The organism is candidate division KSB1 bacterium (assembly GCA_034506395.1).
Lineage (GTDB): Bacteria > Zhuqueibacterota > Zhuqueibacteria > Thermofontimicrobiales > Thermofontimicrobiaceae > Thermofontimicrobium.
Genome location: JAPDPQ010000003.1, coordinates 87,416 through 104,847, shown reverse-complemented (window position 1 = coordinate 104,847; position 17,432 = coordinate 87,416). Strand labels below are relative to the sequence as shown.

14 protein-coding genes are annotated in these 17,432 nt (G+C 45.5%); 3 read left to right on the top strand and 11 right to left on the bottom strand.

Features of this window, described 5'->3' with window-relative positions; genetic code table 11:
• Positions 1-116: 116 nt before the first annotated feature.
• From ONB37_02845 to ONB37_02800, 10 genes are all read right to left on the bottom strand, one after another.
• Positions 117-935, bottom strand: coding sequence for an ATP-binding cassette domain-containing protein (locus ONB37_02845; GenBank protein MDZ7399083.1), 819 nt, complete (start codon positions 933-935; stop codon positions 117-119).
• Positions 936-941: 6 nt separating this feature from the next.
• A complete protein-coding gene (locus tag ONB37_02840) occupies positions 942-1,361 on the bottom strand; it encodes a secondary thiamine-phosphate synthase enzyme YjbQ (protein MDZ7399082.1) in 420 nt (139 codons plus the stop codon).
• A gap of 225 nt (positions 1,362-1,586) precedes the next feature.
• Complete coding sequence (locus tag ONB37_02835; protein MDZ7399081.1) at positions 1,587-2,489, bottom strand: PfkB family carbohydrate kinase; 903 nt, start codon at positions 2,487-2,489, stop codon at positions 1,587-1,589.
• 127 nt (positions 2,490-2,616) lie between these two features.
• The gene (gene argS / locus ONB37_02830) at positions 2,617-4,269 is read right to left on the bottom strand and encodes an arginine--tRNA ligase (GenBank protein ID MDZ7399080.1); all 1,653 of its coding nucleotides are present in this window, start codon (positions 4,267-4,269) and stop codon (positions 2,617-2,619) included.
• Complete coding sequence (rsfS, locus tag ONB37_02825; protein MDZ7399079.1) at positions 4,266-4,613, bottom strand: ribosome silencing factor; 348 nt, start codon at positions 4,611-4,613, stop codon at positions 4,266-4,268. Before rsfS ends, argS begins: the two co-directional genes overlap by 4 nt.
• 127 nt (positions 4,614-4,740) lie before the next feature.
• Positions 4,741-5,865, bottom strand: coding sequence for a lipopolysaccharide heptosyltransferase II (gene waaF / locus ONB37_02820; GenBank protein ID MDZ7399078.1), 1,125 nt, complete (start codon positions 5,863-5,865; stop codon positions 4,741-4,743).
• Positions 5,841-6,773 (bottom strand): SDR family oxidoreductase, encoded by a 933-nt coding sequence (locus tag ONB37_02815; GenBank protein ID MDZ7399077.1) that lies wholly within the window; start codon positions 6,771-6,773, stop codon positions 5,841-5,843. The genes waaF and ONB37_02815 overlap by 25 nt, the downstream gene beginning before the upstream one ends.
• 164 nt (positions 6,774-6,937) lie before the next feature.
• A complete protein-coding gene (locus ONB37_02810; protein MDZ7399076.1) occupies positions 6,938-7,945 on the bottom strand; it encodes an FAD:protein FMN transferase in 1,008 nt (335 codons plus the stop codon).
• Between the two features lie 6 nt (positions 7,946-7,951).
• Entirely contained in the window at positions 7,952-8,920 is a 969-nt protein-coding gene (locus ONB37_02805) for a polyprenyl synthetase family protein (protein ID MDZ7399075.1), read from the bottom strand.
• Between the two features lie 520 nt (positions 8,921-9,440).
• Positions 9,441-9,782 carry a hypothetical protein gene (locus tag ONB37_02800; GenBank protein ID MDZ7399074.1) on the bottom strand — a complete coding sequence of 114 codons (342 nt, stop codon included), beginning with the start codon at positions 9,780-9,782 and terminating at the stop codon, positions 9,441-9,443.
• A 638-nt stretch (positions 9,783-10,420) separates the two neighbouring features.
• Here ONB37_02800 and ONB37_02795 point away from each other — a divergent pair.
• Positions 10,421-10,609 (top strand): hypothetical protein, encoded by a 189-nt coding sequence (locus tag ONB37_02795; GenBank protein ID MDZ7399073.1) that lies wholly within the window; start codon positions 10,421-10,423, stop codon positions 10,607-10,609.
• A 183-nt stretch (positions 10,610-10,792) separates the two neighbouring features.
• Here ONB37_02795 and ONB37_02790 read toward each other — a convergent pair whose 3' ends face one another.
• A complete protein-coding gene (locus ONB37_02790) occupies positions 10,793-13,150 on the bottom strand; it encodes a glucosamine-6-phosphate deaminase (protein ID MDZ7399072.1) in 2,358 nt (785 codons plus the stop codon).
• A gap of 603 nt (positions 13,151-13,753) precedes the next feature.
• On the opposite strand from ONB37_02790, the gene ONB37_02785 reads away from it, so the two are divergent.
• Both ONB37_02785 and ONB37_02780 read left to right on the top strand, forming a co-directional pair.
• Entirely contained in the window at positions 13,754-14,344 is a 591-nt protein-coding gene (locus tag ONB37_02785; GenBank protein ID MDZ7399071.1) for a DUF4397 domain-containing protein, read from the top strand.
• Positions 14,345-14,381: 37 nt separating this feature from the next.
• Positions 14,382-17,372, top strand: a complete 2,991-nt coding sequence (locus ONB37_02780) for a TonB-dependent receptor (protein MDZ7399070.1) — start codon at positions 14,382-14,384, stop codon at positions 17,370-17,372.
• Positions 17,373-17,432: the final 60 nt, after the last annotated feature.

Sequence of the window (17,432 nt, the reverse complement as noted above, 5' to 3'; positions counted from 1 at the left end):
CTTATTCTCGACATTATTCCGATTGAAAGTCGGGTTTTAATGATGAGCCAGCCAGAATAACAGTTCAATATCATGAACAAAGAGCTAGTTTCGGCCAGGATTTCCATTTTGAATGATTAGAGAAATTCATTCAAAACTTCTAAATCAAGTCCCTGCGCCTTAAGCCATGGGAGGATTTCAAATTCTACCGGAACTTCTAATCCCAACGACTTGATTTGCTCGACATTTTGGAACACTTTTTTGGGCGGTCCATCGCAGACAATTTGGCCCTGATCCAGGAGAATCAAACGATCCGCCGGCAAAGCTTCTTCCGGAAATTGAGTGATGAATAGGATGGCCGTGCGATCTTCGACCGGCTTGCTCGCATTTTCCGCTTTGATTTCATTTAAAATTGCCATTAGTTCCCGTCGACCAGTGGCATCGAGCATGGAACTGGGTTCATCGAGCACCAGATATTTAGGATTCATGGCTAATATTGAAGCGATCGCCAGCCGTTGTTTCTCTCCACCTGAGAGAAGATGAGGCGGATAGTTACGGTACCGTGTCAAACCAAATCGCTCCAGATTAGCGGTCACGATCTCGCGCATCCTATCAGTTGGGATGCCGAGGTTCTCTAGACCAAATGCGATCTCTGTTTCGACCGTGGTTGCGACGATCTGGTTGTCCGGGTTCTGAAACACCATGCCCACTTTTTTCCGGATTGGAATGATGTTTTGAGGTTCTTGGCTGTTGAGACCGTCGACCCACACTGTACCTTGTTGCGGAATCAAGAGCGCATTGAGACAACGGGCTAAGGTGGTCTTGCCACTATTATTGCGCCCCATCATTGCAACGTATTCGCCTTCACGAAACTGCCAGGTGATGTGACGGAGAGCTGGGATCGATCCTTGCTCTGCTGACTCATAAAAATAGCTTACATCTACCAATTCGATCATGAGCCGCTAAGCTCCCATGAGTTGGACCACCACTTCGCGCCGGCGCGGCCGATTATCGAAATCGACTACCACAATTTGTTGCCAAGTGCCCAGCAACAAGCGTTTGTCTTTAAAAGGAACGCTGAGCGAAGCACCCAAAAGCGCGGCGCGGACATGAGCAAAACCGTTGCCATCGTGCCAAGTGGCGTCGTGATGATAGCGCTGGCTCATTGGAGCCACTTTCTCAAATGCCTCAGGCAAGTCCCGAATCAAACCTGGCTCATATTCAATGGTCGTCACCCCTGCCGTCGATCCTGAAATAAAAACAGTCGCCAGCCCAGACTGAAGTTCTGATCGATCAATCAGAGAGGCAACTTTATCAGTAATATCGACAATGTCAGTGAAGCCTCGAGTAGAAATTGGAATATAATCTGTCAATACTTTCATTGATGAGCATTTCGATCCGTCTTTTGTCCGCTATTTTTTTTGCCCAAATTTTAATTAAAAAGCATAAAGTCATCATCCAGTCAGCGAGGATGAATTTCGAGACATTTTTCGATCCATCTCATCGATTAGCTTCTCTGGATATTTGATGATGTTGAGAAGCACGAATAACAATTTGAAAAAGGAGCTTGATTTTTTGCTCAGTTAAGACCAAAGTCAATAGATATGTTAATCGCATTTGACCATATCGATAAACTGCCGATAGCGGTGCTCGATCTGCTGGGGAGAAAGGTTCTTGAGCCCCCTGAGGCTGAACTGTTCCACGCAGAAGGAAGCGAGCGTGCTGCCGTAGATGACCGCTTTTCTCAGATGAGCCGGAGACGGATCATCAACTTTGGCCAAATAACCGACAAATCCACCAGCAAAAGTATCTCCCGCGCCAGTTGGGTCCTGGAGTTGTTCCAAGGGAAATGCTGGGGCCCAGAAGTATTGGCCATCATGCACCAATAGCGCTCCATGTTCCCCCTTCTTCATCACAATAATTTTTGGGCCCATCTTTTGGATTCGCTTCGCTCCAATAAACAAATTGGGCGTTTGAGCCAATTGACGGACTTCAGAATCATTTACAATCAAGATATCGACACGTTTCAAAACCTCTGCGAGTGGCGCAGGCGTCCGTTCGATCCAGAAGTTCATGGTGTCCATCACGACCAATTTCGGCTGGGACATTTGATGGAGCACTTTGAGCTGGAGTTCTGGATGTATGTTTGCCAAAAATAGATAAGGGGTGTTTCGATAGTGTTCGGGCAATTTCGGGTCGAAATTTTCGAACACGTTCAAATGGGTGAAAAGCGTTTCCCGCTGATTGAGATCGAAATCATATTTTCCACCCCACCGGAATGTTTTTCCAGGTTTGACCACAAGTCCATCGAGATTCACACCGCGGGCTTGGAGAAATTTGATTTGGTCGATCGGAAAATCTTCGCCGACCACGGCAACGATATTGACATCTGTAAAATAACTCGCGGCTGCGCTGAAATAAGTTGCCGAGCCGCCAATGGCGTCGTCGACCTTGCCAAATGGCGTTTCCACTGTATCAAGGGCGACAGAGCCGACCACCAGAACGCTCATAATTTGCTCCCAAGATGATGATTCAAAGGATGATCGAAGCTACAAATTTAGTGAACGATAACTTTTTCGATCCATTCAACCGAGATCGAAACGTTGCCTCAAAATTGGCCTTGTTAGATTTGAGATGCTACATACGCTCTGGAGCAGTGATGCCCAAGATCCTTAACCCATTGGCGAACACGATCTGTGTTGCCTGACATAACAAGAGCCGCGCCCGAGTGAGCGGTGCATCTTCGGTGACCACCCGATGTTTCTGATAAAAGTGATGAAAAACCGCTGCCAGCTCCTGCAAATAATTCGTCAACAAATGGGGCTCCCAGAACTGGGCCGCCCTGGAGATGATTTCAGGGTACTGAAGCAACCTTTTGATCAATAGCCGTTCCTCCTCCTGCTGCAGCCGGGTGAGATCGGCGTCCAGTTCAATGCGATAGCCCTGTTGCTCAGCAAATTTGATGATATTAAAAATTCGAGCATGGGCATATTGGACGTAATAGACTGGGTTTTCATCCGACTGCTTTTTAGCCAAATCGATATCGAAATCGAGATGGCTGGAGCATTTGCGATTGACGAAGAAGAACCTGGCGGCATCGACGCCGACTTCTTGGATTAGCTCTTCCATGGTAATGATTTGACCCGCCCGCTTGGACATTTTTACGACCTCTCCAGCGCGCAGCAAATTGACCTGCTGTACGATCTCCACATGAAAGCTGTCCTTTGGATAGCCGAGGGCTTGAATCGCTGCTGCCATTCTGGGAATATAGCCATGATGATCTGGCCCCCAAATGTCATACAGTTTTTCATACCCTCGCTGATATTTATTTCGATGATAGGCAATGTCCACCAAGAAGTAGGTTGGCTCTCCCTCGCTGGTGATCAATACCCGATCTTTCTCATCGCCGAACAGGGTGGAACGAAACCAAATTGCACCTTGCTCCTGATATGTATACCCAGCTTGCTCCAATTCCCTCAGAACGGCAAGGTGCGCTTCGGCCGCGCGCAACTGGCTCTCGGGAAACCAGGTATCGAATTTCACCCCATACTGCTGCATCATCTGTTGATGAAGCGCGATCATTTTCTCTAAAGCGATTTTTGACAATTGCTCCTGTCGCTCATCGATAGTAAGCTGACAAAACCGATCACCATATTCATCGGCGATCTCTTTGGCTAAATCTTTCACATATTCGCCATGATAACCTTCCTCTGGAAAGGGTTCACGATGGCCGAATAGCTCCATGTATCGGGAACTCACCGAAGCACCCAATAGCCTCACCTGTCGCCCAGCATCATTGATATAATATTCTCGATCGGCAGCGAATCCCACAGCTCGATAAAGGTTGACCATCACATCGCCGACGGCGGCAGCGCGCGCGCTGACGACATTCAATGGCCCAGTAGGATTAGCACTGACGAACTCGATCTGCATTTTAACGCCATTCCCCCAAGTGGCCTGACCAAATTCAGTTCCCTGGTGAAGAATGTTCAGCAATGCTTGTCGATAATACCCCCATCCGAGATGGAAATTGATGAAGCCAGGCCCAGCAATCTCCACTTTTTCGACCATGCCTGGGTCGAGCTCCAGCCCCGACATGATCGCCTCAGCAATCGCTCGCGGAGCGCGCTTCTGTTGCGATGCCAATTGCAGCGCGATATTGCAGGCAAGATCGCCAAACTGATTTTGCTTCGGCGGCTCCAATTTGATCATGATCTGGCTTGGATCGAAGGATAAACGACGTAAAGCTGTTGCGATACTATTTTGAAGATATTGCTCAATATCGATCATCTGTCCACCACCTCAATGATTTTTGCATCACCCCACAGCCGTTCTAAAGCATAAAAATCGCGCACCTCGGGACGAAAAATATGAACCACTACATCCACCAGATCCAACAACACCCAGTTTAAATGTTGATATCCCTCGACATGCCAAATTTTGATATTCTGTTGTTCCAAGCGTTCGGTAATATGATCGCAGATCGCCTTGACCTGAAGATCCGATTCTCCAGAACAGATAATGAAATAGTCGGTGATGGTGGTGAGTTCTCTGAGGTCCATGATCACCACATGCTCTGCCTTTTTCTCCAAGCTGAGCTGGGCAATATAATGACTCAACTCCTCTGAGTTCAAAATGGAATTAACCTCCGAAAGTTATATGTGTAACTGCTTCTCTCGTCCCATGGATTTTGCCAAATTTGGGGACAAACCTTTCTCCCTAAAATGCCATCTGTAAAGAGGCCGAGATTGAATCTTGCGATTATCCCTTTTCCTGTGAAAGGCATTGGGATATTTTTACAGTTCTCACAGGTTCATTTAATAACTTCAACATGGCCGCGATCACCTGGTCAGCGGAAATGTCCTTCATACATTTAAAATGACCCTTCGGGCACCGTTTCCTTCCGATATGCGAACACGGACGACAGGAAAGCATATCATTTTGGACGACGAGATATTCTGTCAAATAAGGGAAAAATCCCAATTGTTCGGTGGTACTGCCAAAGATCGCCACGACTTTTTTTCTCAATGCAGTTGCCAGGTGCATCAAGCCACTATCGTTGGTCAACATTAGATCACAATGGGCCATCAGTGCCGCAGTTTCTAGTAACGATAATTGACCAGCTACGTTGAGAACATGATCACCTCTGGAAAATTGAAGCTGGTTGATAAAATCAACATCGGTAGCGCCACCGAACAGGATGACTCGTGCATTCTGTTGTTCAATAAAGAAGCGGATAACTGCATTGAATCCTTCTGCCGTCCATCTTTTGGTCTCGTGTTTTGCCCCTGAGGCGATTCCTATAATTGGTCCCAATGAACCTCGGATAAAATTGCCGTATTGTTTTTCAACCCGCGTTACAATTTGTTCTGGGACGAATATTTCTAATTGCAACAATTCATTGGACAACTGGTACGGCAATAGCGTGTTCAAATAGCGCTGAAAGATCGGTATGACTGGTCGATCTCGAAATAGTTTGAATTGGACCAACAACCAGCGTCGAAGAACCCCTTTGCGATAGCGCACTATTCGTTGTGCTCGGCTTCCAAAACTGAGATAATAACTTCGGAAATTCTTATGCAGATCCACGATGAGATCGTACCGGTGTGCTCGGATCTGCTGCTTTATTTCCTTCAGCGAACGATTAGAATTGGTTTTGCTATAACGATAGAGCTGAGCGATATTGGGATTTTTGACCAATAGTTCGGCAAACTCCTCTTTCACCACGAAATCGATCTGGCAATCTGGAAACTGTGTCTTCAGCAGTCGCACAACCGGAGTGGTCAATAAAATATCTCCGATGGAGCTGAACCTGATCACCAAAATCGACTTTGGCGCATAGATATGCCGGTGAGGAATTGCTATTTCAACTGAGTTTTGAACCATTCGATGGTCTTCTTTAATCCCTGTTCCAGGTCGATCTTTGGCTCCCATCCCAGCAAAGTTCGAGCGCGTGTAATATTTGGCTGCCGCACTTTTGGATCGTCGATAGGCAGCGGTTTGTAGATCAGTTTGCTTTTGCTCCCGGTGACTTTTAAAATCACTTCGGCCATCTGCTTGATCGTCATTTCCTGTGGGTTCCCAATATTGACTGGTTCATGGATATCCGAAATCAATAGCCGATAAATACCTTCAACCAGGTCGTCCACATAACAAAAGCTTCTGGTTTGAGAACCATCTCCGAAAATGGTGATGGGTTCGTTTTTTAGAGCCTGAGGAATGAAAGTCGGGATCGCTCGACCGTCGTTGGGCCGCATTCGGGGGCCATAGGTGTTGAAAATTCGCACGATCTTTGTATCGACCCCATGGTAGCGATGGTAGGCCATTGTCAATGCTTCAGCAAACCGTTTTGCTTCATCATACACACCACGAGGCCCAACTGGATTCACATTGCCCCAATAATCTTCACTCTGGGGATGGATCAATGGATCGCCATAGACTTCAGATGTGGAGGCCAATAAAAACGTAGCCCGCTTTGCTAACGCCAATCCCAATGCCTTGTGGGTGCCCAAAGCGCCAACCTTAAGCGTCTGGATGGGAAGTTGCATATAATCCAATGGACTGGCTGGAGAAGCGAAATGAAGCACATAATCAATATCGCCAGCGATATACAAGTACTCCGTAACATCATGTTTAATGAATTTGAAATTCTCACATTGAAGATGCTCAATATTCGCAATGCTGCCAGTCAACAAATTGTCCATGGCAATGACGTGATGCCCTTTTTTAAGCAAATACTCACATAAATGCGATCCCAGAAATCCGGCTCCGCCGGTAACCAATGTTCTTGGCATATTGTTTCTCCTTGTTGTTTTATCACAGGTGCAGTACCAGATTTAAAACAGCCAGAACGATTTTGATACACGATTCACTCCAAATGAAACGATATCTCACGGCGCATGGAGAACTTTCAGACGCCGTGATAAATCTGCCTCTGGTCTGATGATATAATTTCGAATTACTGTGACTTAAACTGGTGGTTTAGGCCAGTAGAAATGAGCGATTTTAGTTTGCCATCCCGTTCATAAATGATAACGCCTTCCACCTCTCGCAATCGTTCGATAAGTGCCATGCCTTGCTCCGGTCCCAGAACAAAAACGGCTGTGGCTAAACCGTCTGCAAATGTCGTGGTCGGCGCCTTGATCGTCACGCTGACACAACCTCGTGCAGGGTAACCTGTTTTTGGATCGAGAATATGGTGGTAGCGCACACAGTCATATTCAAAAAATCGCTCATAATCTCCTGAGGTCGCCACACATCCCTGGTCCATGGGAAAATAACCGATCAATCGATCCGCTTCCCGAGGATGTTTGATCCAGACGCGGCGTTTGCCTTTGGTTAAATTGCTGGCAATGGTCTGTAGATCGCCCCCAGCGTTGACCATTGCATCTGTTATACCGTGTTGTTGAAGCACTTGGATCGCGCGGTCAACTGCATAACCCTTGGCAATTCCGCCGAGATCTATTTTGACCTCAGGGGAATCGAATTGCAACCGACCGTCTTGTAATATGAGGTGATTCATTCCAACATAACGGAGATGCGATTGCAGCAGCGAATCACCCGGGATCCGCGGATTTTCCTGCGAGAAGTTCCAAAGCTGTTTCACGCTCTGAATGGTGATGTCGAAAGCTCCATTCGATAAATCGTAAATCTGGCGACTCTGCTCTAACAACGTCTGCAATGAACTATCTAAATCGATCGCTCGGGAGGCCGCCTCTCGGTTGATAAGCGACACTGCGCTCGAATCATCGTAGATGTTAGTCAATCGCTCAATGGCTGCAATTTCTTGAAAGGCTAAATCAACGATATGCTCCAGCTCCGTTTCCGAGCGATTTCGATCGAAGATTGAAATCTGCACGAAGGTGTCCATGAGGACCCTGACGCGTTCGAATGGCATGAAATTCTGCTGCTTTGAGCAGTCCAATACCAGCAAAAATGATAAAATGAGGCTGATTTTTTTCGTCATAAGCCCTCAAACTTCCCGAGAAGTAATAAATTTTGTCAGCAATATGAGCGACTGTTTATAGGGCGAATCTTGATAGCGTTGCAATCGGCGTTCCGCCTGTTGGACATGATATAATGCTTGTTGAGTCGCGTATTCGTATCCGCCGTGATCCCGCACAAAATCATAGATTTTGTCCCTCTGATCCAAGCGGCCATTTCGGAGAATGGATAGAATTTCTTGCCGAGTCGTTTCATTTGCCTGCTTTAAACTATAAAGCAACGGCAATGTGATAATATTTTCTAACAGGTCTTTGCCGATAGGCTTACCCAATTTATCTATCGTCCCATCATAATCTAACAGATCGTCCTTGATTTGAAATGCGATCCCAAGATGATGTCCGAATTCACCTAAATTTTCGATGTGATCTGGATCGGGCTGAGTACAGCAGAGGCCGCCTAACTGACAGGTGGCTGCTGTTAGTGATGCGGTTTTATTATGAATCAGTTGAAAATAGGTGTTTTCGTCCATCTGAAAATCTTGAGCCCGCTCCATTTGAAGCAATTCACCTTGGCTCATTTGGGTGGTAATTTGAGCGATGATCTCGAGCATCCTCGGATCATTCAGCCGAGTTAGATGGTATAGCACTTCAGCGAAGAGAAAGTCACCAATTAGGACAGATATTTTATTTTCCCAGATCGAATTGATGGACGGGAGCCCGCGGCGCATATCGGAGTTATCCACTACATCATCGTGAATTAAGGTAGCAGTATGCAACAGTTCGACAATCGTTGCTGCCTCTATCGCTTTCTCTGTCGGTTGTCCTTGCAAGTTGCTGCAAAGCAAAAGCAACATCGGTCGCAGCCGTTTCCCTTTGGTGGCGATGATATGGTTGAAAATATCGTTGATCAACTTTACATCTGTTTTGATGATTGACCGAAAGCGGGACTCCAGTTCATTAAGTTCTTGTTCAATTGGTTTTCGAATGATATTGAGCACTCGCTAATTTCCCTCTCCTTCACCGGATTCAATTAATGAATTTTTAAGCGGATAAAATAGCAATAAAATTGTTTAATGTCAATCAAAAAATGAATTCAGAAAACTTTATAGCCCCGGAACTCCCGGGGTTTGTAATTCGCATCAAATCACATTCCGTCTCCGAACAAAAATGACAGATTAAAAGGATCCGCACTTATGAAAAGGTTCCCCAGCAATTTCCATTGAAAAATCGAGGAGATCCTCCAGTATGGGTCACGCTTCAACCGTCTGCCAATAGCAAATGGCGATATTTTTGCTCGAGCCTGAAATATATTAGATCACTATCTGTATTGCCTTTGTGTTAAACGGATCGACCAGACTGGAATGAATTTCCAACAAGATTGATGTTCCGGCACGTTCCCATAGCTGGCTGGAGCATAAAAATACGTATTACACACTCGGGCGCGCTATTTTATGAAAAAAGGGCGAATGCGCCCTTCAACATTTGGGAGCGTTGGTATCTCAATGACCCATCCAAATTTTAGTACGGCTCTTCTTTCGACTCGATGAGGATCAGACCAAAGCTGCGTCCCGAAATTGTAATGCCAACTTTTATAGTGCCAGTGACCATTACCTGATCACCTTTTGTAACGGTCATCTCTTTGGGCTTCACCCAAATTGTTCCAGTGCCATCATTGAGCTGATAGACACCAACTCCCAAGATCGGTAGGGTTATGGTCTCATCAACAGTTCCACTGAGGGTGACTCTTTTGTTGTGGTACTGATTCGGTGAATTCCGAATATCGCTGATTTGGACAGTTGAAGCACAATTCCACAATGTTGAAACAACAAGCAATGCAAAAATTAAAAGTGATCTTTTCATGGTTCCTCCAGACTATGTCATTTTTTGGCAATAGTAGTATAAAAAATTTTAATTAAATAGTCAAGCAAGTTTTTTTAAATGATAAAATCTTATTAATTGACATAATTGATGAAAATTTACCAATCACTCATTGGATCTGATGCTTCATTTGAATAATAATGACAATGTGACCCATATCACAAAATAATAGTTGAAAAAAGATATTTTGATGCGGAACATAAAGATAGAAATGGGAGTATTAAAAGCGGCAGCAAAAAGAGCTGCTGCTTGGCCACGCCAAATTTTCCATCTAAACGCCGAATTGCAAAATTTTCTGCTTTCAAAATGAATGAGCTATTTGTGCTTGGCGAAAAAATCATGTTTGTGTTTTAGGCTTTGCGGAGCATGATGGAGCGAGCAAATGAGATGTGTGGAATAAGAGACGCTCCATAATTTTCTTCAGATTCGTCATTTGACATAGTCTTTTTTTGGCAATAACAATTCGTGACATCAAAGGATGAGCTGACATCATTGTTTAAAGATATGGAGACGAAGCAGTACATCTTAGCGAAGAATATCCTATCTCGTATGATTGCATAATATATCAATTCGGGTCAATTGTTTACTCATGGTTGAATTTTTAAAGAGGAGTTTTAGGTATGGAAGGAAAGAATGGGAACAGCCACCTGCTGGTCAGTTCCAATAAGACCAGCAATTATTTGGGGGAGAAATCTGGAAAGGATTCGCTCAATATACCTGCAAGCATCAGGTTTCGTCAGCTAAAAAGACAGTACATTAAAAAGTCAACTCGGCCGATGGGGATTGACAGTTCCTATTATTTGGGCTGATGGGACGAATGTTGTTGAGGATGACGACGTGCTGAACTGAACACGATATCGGATTCCGCCTTTTCATCTACGTATAAAGTGACGCCACCCTTGCACCATTCGCCCGATTTTTCATTCGCCCATCGCAAAATCATTTACGGACAATCAGCCCATGAATCGGCAGGATCGAGTGATCCTAAAGTGTCATTTATTTTCCGTTGATTTCCGTAATTCAATGGAATGCTGATAGAATTCTGCCAGAGTCATTTTTCTCAGGAAATTAAATCCATGCGCCGCTCGTAAGCGTGGATGACTGTGTTTCAAGAAGAAGTCTGAGCCGAGGCAGACCTTAATTTTCTCATATTGCTCGACCATGATGCGCTGGGCCAATTGCGAAAAAGGTCCATCGTATTCATAGCTGGGAAATGATGCGTCTCGCTGAGAACCGAAGCAGTTCATGAAGGCGAAATCCAGGCTTGCAAATGAGTTGAGCGATACAGGGACATAAGTGGTTGCCTCAGCAGGATGGAATCTAAACCAAACATTGCGATATCCCCAAATTTGGATCTGCCGATCGGGATGTCGTTCTTCGTACATTTTGAGCGCTGCACTCAAGGTTTGCAGCACTTTGTAGTGCGTATCTGGTCCGCTGCCTTCAGGATCCAACGCTGTTGTGATGACCGAGGGCTGGATGCGTTCGAGCAGTCGGAGCACGGGCGGCACATCTCGCTGCAAATCCGGTTCTTCGGTAAAAATTTCCCCTTTATAGAAACCCAATCTCAAATGAGTCACTGCGTTGCTATGAAATCCCAAATAGGCCCATACTAAATCAGATTCCCATTCCCGAATCATCCCCTTTAATTGTTGAATGTAATGAATATCTTTTTTGCCTGGATATTGCGTCTTGAAATAATTGATCATTTCATCAATGCGATTTTTTAGATGGGTCAGGTCATATTCGTCGAATAGAAAAATCAAATTGCGCAACAGTCGGCGACTTTCCGCTTCAGCTCTCATTTGCTGGTTATTAGCAGCAATGCCATCCAGATAATGAGCGACATCTTTATCGCGAGCAATCTCATTCTCTGGATCGAAATAGCCCTGACTCATCAGTCGTGAAAACGATGGCGAGTCGATATAATACTTCAGAGTCTCCAAAAGTCCCAGCACATACTTGTTCGTGACAGCAGTGAATCCACTTGTAAAATAGCTGAAATGGTGTCGATTCAGGGGACTTCGCACTAAATGAACCATGTAGGGCCAGAAACCCAGTTCGATGTCATCGTGATGAGGACCAGTATGCAAGAACGTTTCGCCCTCTATTTGGCGGAGTCCCTCTTCGATTTTGGAAATCATGCGCTCCCGAACTTTAGCGGTTAAATCTGATGCTTTTTGCTGGGTCTTTTTCAACAATTCTTGACCAAATTTGTTGCGTTTGAAATCTTCCGTTGTTAATTGATCCAATGTTTTCTCATTAAAAAGCGCCAGGTTGATAACGATCCGATCAATCTCCTCATCGGTCAAGGATTCCTTGCGCGAGAATTCGACAAATCGATGTTCTTGCAGATGTCTGGCTGCCCCACGAGTGATATAGAAGCGGGCATTTGGCAGAGAATGCAAAACAGCAGCTGGATAAAGGTTCTTCGCGTCGTTCTCAATCGCTGCTGCGACGATTTTAGATTTGGCCTCCCCAGCCGCGATGATGATCGCCACGGTATCAGGATTATAAGTGATTGTGCTGAGTCCTATCGTAATCACTAATCGATGTCGAGCGACTTCGATTCCCCCCATGTCCGTCGCTGCAGCGGCTTGAGTTTCATAATTGGTGGTAGTCAAACGAGTGGTCGAATAGTAATCGGAGCCGCGAACGTTAAAAGCGATGTGGCCATCTGGGCCAATACCCCCTAAAAAAAAGCCGATTCCTCCCATCTCTCTAATCCGCGTCTCGTAATCGGTGCAGTACTGATCGACTGCGGCGATGACGTTTTTTTGTATCTCCTCCAATTTGTTCACAGGCTGCCGAGTGCGCAATGTCAGGTCAACTTTTTCATCGGGAAATACCTCTTCCAGAGACATATCCGCGGGCACTCCGATTCGATAAGTGTCGATCAGCATTGCCTTGGATGGGTCTAAACCAAATCCTTTGATGTAGAAATTTTTGATGTAGTGATAAAAACTATTGTACTGCAGCGGATTGATGGGATAAAACTCATCGATCTGAACGAACCGCAAACCTGTCATTTCTGGTTTTTTCAGCGGATTTACGCCCCATTGCTCCAACTCCTGTTGGGTGTCTTTCTCATCCCAATGGTGCAGATAATATTGGACCCATTTGATAAAATGCTCGGGTGTCTTGCCAGTTGGCAAAGAAATTACACCCTCAGGATGCTGTTGAACCCACTCTAAAAAGCGCATTGCGGTCAATTTTCCTAACGCGGGAAAATTGTCTACTATAATAACCGGGATTTTCTCAACAGGTTCATAGATCGCTTCAAAGCCACTCTTATTCAGCGCAATTTGTTCGACATTCGATTCGATCATAAATTTGCCCTTAGGTTTCATAGCCGCTTCATCCATTTCCTAAATTGATGTTTGAATTTCACCATCTTGTTTTTTGACGAACGTGCCATATCTTAATCGAAAATTCTGTTAGTCGGGCACAATATAAGCATTATCGGCACAGTTTGCAAGAAAATTTTTAAAGAGCAATAGAACGATTTGATTGCACTCTTTTTAATAGGTCGAAAACAAAAGCGAGGCGCCTATGCAAATTCTTTCTCACATTATGATGCAAAAGTCTGCATATTTTGAAGAATTGATGATTCAAAATAGCATTGATAACTAATTAAAACTAAAATGAGTTAAAATTGATTTAGAAATCTGGTATAAAAGTTGCAAAAATAAAACCAATGTGTCATTTAGGTTAATCGGTAGAATTGATTTTTGTGAACAAACCGATTTATGCGTACTTGAAGCCAATTTGAATCCTCTTGAGAGGAGGTGATGTCCCAAAATTATCTTTCGGTTATCTAGGTAATTTAATTAATTCCTTAACTGGTTAAGTAACTAATTAAAGGAGAGTGCATGAAAATGAGACTCAGACTAATGAGTGTATCTTTGCTGCTCGGGGTATTGTCGATATTTATACTATCGAGCTGCGTAGATATGCCAACCAAAGCAGTTACCCCCCCGACTCCTTATTGCTATTACCGTTTCCTTCATGTCGCAGAGGGTGTGGGAAGCGTATCAGTGATTCTTGATAAACAGCCATTTGGCACACTCGATTATAAAGGAGTCACCCCTTACGCTGAATATCTCGCTGGCAAGAAACAACTGATATTCTCAACTGGTGATACGCTGATTATGTCGATGTCCACGGATTACCGGGGGACCATGTGCATCATCAAAGAAGGCGGCAAGCTGAGTTTTGTGCGCGCCAATGAATTGAGAGTATTTGATCCCCTGACTGGCGAGAAAGGCAAATTGCGTTTCGTTCACCTATCTCCAGATGCTCCCGAGGTTGATATTAAAGCCACAGGTCCCGAAGAACTTCAGTGGACCGGTTTAAAATATAAAGGAATTGGGAGGTATCTTGCAGCAACACCTGGTCAATATGCTGTGACGGTCACTCCAAAAGGTGGAACCACTCCAGCCCTAACCTTTGATGTGACCGTTGGGAACGAGCCATCGACGGTTTACATTATAGGGAGCGTTGCTGGCGGTACATTGAGCGCATTAACCCTCAAGGATAAATAATTCCCTTTAGAAAAGACTCAAACTCGGAGGTTTATTTATGAAGAGCAAAATTTTACTGTTCCTGGCGTGCTCCGTATTTGTTCCAGTGATCCTGTTTGCTGCCACTACTGGTAAGATCGTAGGAACAGTAGTGGACAAAGAGACCGGGGATCTGCTGCCTGGTGCAAACGTCTTGATCGTTGGAACCTCCATGGGAGCGGCGACAGATATCTACGGTAAGTTTATCATCTTAAACGTTCCGGTAGGGACCTATACATTGCAGGCTTCATTCATGGGTTATAATGTGGTCACTATCGAGAACATCCGTGTCAACGCGGACCTGACCACGACGGTAGATTTCAAGTTGACGCCGACTGCGATCATGGGGGAGGCAGTAACCATTGTGGCGGAACGCCCCTTAGTGCAAACCAGCGCCACCAATGTGACCCGTATTCTGAGCTTTGAGGAAGCTAAGCATATCCCAGCTCGAAGTATTACTGCGATTATCCAGATCCAGCCCGGTGTAGTGACCCGAGATGATCAAATTTACATCCGTGGTGGTCGTCGTGAAGAGATCGGTTATTATTTGGAGGGTGCAGCCACCCGTGACGTGATGGATGGTTCCAACCGCGCTCGTGTGATCCCCGATGCGATTGAAGAAGTACAATTGCAGGCTGGTGGATATGATGCCGAGTTCGGTGGGGCTAATGCGGGTATTATTCGACAGACGTTGCGTTCTGGTGGTCCGACATTAAAGCTATCTCTCCAGGCCGAGACCGATAACTTCGCTGAAAACGGCAAGAAATTCCTCGATACCTACTCTTACGGATATAGCGATTACACATTCACGGCATCCGGCCCACTGCCGATCTTGAATAAAAAACTAAAATTCTTTGTGGCTGGGCAGAATACTTTCTGGCGAGATCGAGCCGTCCGTTTCTGGAAAGGATTCGATTTTAATCATGCCGACACATATATTGATGATCGCAACTTCCCGCTGATCACCACTAACTATGCTGACACCATTAAGCAGGGATTGCACATGGTGGACGGCAATATGCCAGGCATGAGCCAAAACACTTATGTTGGAACTGGGACCTTGGTTTATGATGCCTTCCCGTTCCGGGTACGTTTAGCCGCCAACCTGTCTTACTCCCGATGGCTGAGCGGATCCAATAACTATATCAACATCCTCAATTTGGATCGAAAGCAGGTTAATATGAATAGCGATGGGCTCTATACCTTGAGGGCCACGCACATTTTGAATCCCAAAACTTATTATGAAATCAATTTAAATTACTTCGATTATCGTTACAAGAATTATGATCCATTGTTGAAAGATAATTACTGGGCTTACTATGATAGTGTTGCCAATGCCGAAAAAGGTGTGACCTTTAAGAACTGGGCAGGTGGAAACGTTGGTAACGCGATTGATATTTACGGTTTTGATTTCACAGTCCCAGGAACACCTGGAAGCTACGATTTGCAAAGACGGAACTATTGGGGTGGTTCGTTCACGTTCACCTCGCAAATTAAACAACATGAAGTGCGATTTGGTGGCGATTTCAAGCGCTGGACAGTTCGCGCTTGGGGAGTGAACGAATTCAACGCTTTCATCACTCGTTTGAATAACCCAGATATCCTGGTTGGTGCCCTCAACGGTGATCAAACTGCTTTGGGTCAGTGGCTGGCTAACACTGCCGCGGATGGTTATGGATATGACACTTGGGGCAATGAGATCGATGAGAACACCTTTGGCCTCAATGGACCCAAGCATCCCACCTATTTCTCGACTTTTATCCAGGATAAATTTGAAGCAAAGCAATTAGTGATCCGCGCGGGTGTCCGTTTGGATGGCTTCAATAATGATGATTTCACCTATGATGATCCGCGGAACCCGGCATGGGATCGCGAGCTGCATATCATTAAAGTCGATGAGATCAATAAATCGAAATTCAAATATTACGTGAGTCCACGAATTGGATTGGCGTTCCCAGCCACATCCCGCACCGTGTTCCATGTCCAATACGGCAAATTCATCCAAGAGCCGCGTTTGGATCAGATTTATCGTGGACAGCGGACCTACGACCAGATGTATCTCGGTGGTTTTGCGTTCCTGAACCCGCCTGGATATGGATTGGATCCGCAACGCACCACCCAGTATGAAATTGGCTTCAACCATCAATTCACCGATAATGCTTCGTTTGATATCACAGCTTTCTATAAAGACATTCAAGGCTGGATCACTACAGGCCGTGTGATCGGCGGCCCGACCGATGCGATCGCTTATTATAATATCTTAGAGAACGGCGACTTCGCAACGACCAAGGGTCTGGAGTTTTCTCTGGTATTGCGTCGCACGAACCGACTGGCTGGCCAAGTGAATTACACCTATTCCAGCTCGTTGGGCACTGGTTCGGTTTCCACGTCATCGATCGCTGGGACTGAACAAGGAACCCAGGTACCGACCATTATCAGCCCATTGGATTTCCATCGTCCGCATACCGGTGCTGTTAACATCGACTATCGATTCGGCGAGGATGATGGCGGCGTGATCTTCGAGAAGTCGGGACTGAACCTGCTGTTCAAATTCGCCAGTGGACATCCATACACCCTGCGTACCGGCGCGTTCGGTCAGCAAGATGCCAGCTTGGGCGGAGAGATCTCTGACCCACGGAACCGCAACCCGTTGGAAGCGGTCAACTCCTCCATGACCCCATGGATCTTCACGCTGGATGCTCGATTGGATAAGACCGTGAATTTCGGTCCTGTAGCTGCCAATTTCTACGTATATGTCCAGAATCTGACCAATCGTCGCAACGTTGCCAACGTGTACTCACGAACAGGCAACCCATGGGATGATGGTTTCAGGGCTGATACGCAGACCAGCGGACCGATCGCCCAGGCCAATGGTGGCGAGAAGATCTTCTGGGCATTGTATGAGGCGTTGAATCTCTCAGGAAATGGCACCAACTACCAGAGAATTTACGGACAATATCTGTTCGAGCGACCGCGACAGATTCGCTTTGGTGTTCGCTTAGAATATTAATCGGGATTCTGATCTTATTTGTCACCGAATAAGATATTTAAAAAACGTTGAACCGTATAT

What these genes read in the sequence shown, in the direction of transcription:
- ONB37_02845 (MDZ7399083.1), bottom strand. Translation starts at nt 935, where the DNA reads ATGATCGAATTGGTAGATGTAAGCTATTTTTATGAGTCAGCAGAGCAA.
- ONB37_02840 (MDZ7399082.1), bottom strand. Translation starts at nt 1,361, where the DNA reads ATGAAAGTATTGACAGATTATATTCCAATTTCTACTCGAGGCTTCACT.
- ONB37_02835 (MDZ7399081.1), bottom strand. Translation starts at nt 2,489, where the DNA reads ATGAGCGTTCTGGTGGTCGGCTCTGTCGCCCTTGATACAGTGGAAACG.
- argS (MDZ7399080.1), bottom strand. Translation starts at nt 4,269, where the DNA reads ATGATCGATATTGAGCAATATCTTCAAAATAGTATCGCAACAGCTTTA.
- waaF (MDZ7399078.1), bottom strand. Translation starts at nt 5,865, where the DNA reads ATGGTTCAAAACTCAGTTGAAATAGCAATTCCTCACCGGCATATCTAT.
- ONB37_02815 (MDZ7399077.1), bottom strand. Translation starts at nt 6,773, where the DNA reads ATGCCAAGAACATTGGTTACCGGCGGAGCCGGATTTCTGGGATCGCAT.
- ONB37_02810 (MDZ7399076.1), bottom strand. Translation starts at nt 7,945, where the DNA reads ATGACGAAAAAAATCAGCCTCATTTTATCATTTTTGCTGGTATTGGAC.
- ONB37_02800 (MDZ7399074.1), bottom strand. Translation starts at nt 9,782, where the DNA reads ATGAAAAGATCACTTTTAATTTTTGCATTGCTTGTTGTTTCAACATTG.
- ONB37_02795 (MDZ7399073.1), top strand. Translation starts at nt 10,421, where the DNA reads ATGGAAGGAAAGAATGGGAACAGCCACCTGCTGGTCAGTTCCAATAAG.
- ONB37_02790 (MDZ7399072.1), bottom strand. Translation starts at nt 13,150, where the DNA reads ATGAAACCTAAGGGCAAATTTATGATCGAATCGAATGTCGAACAAATT.
- ONB37_02785 (MDZ7399071.1), top strand. Translation starts at nt 13,754, where the DNA reads ATGCCAACCAAAGCAGTTACCCCCCCGACTCCTTATTGCTATTACCGT.
- ONB37_02780 (MDZ7399070.1), top strand. Translation starts at nt 14,382, where the DNA reads ATGAAGAGCAAAATTTTACTGTTCCTGGCGTGCTCCGTATTTGTTCCA.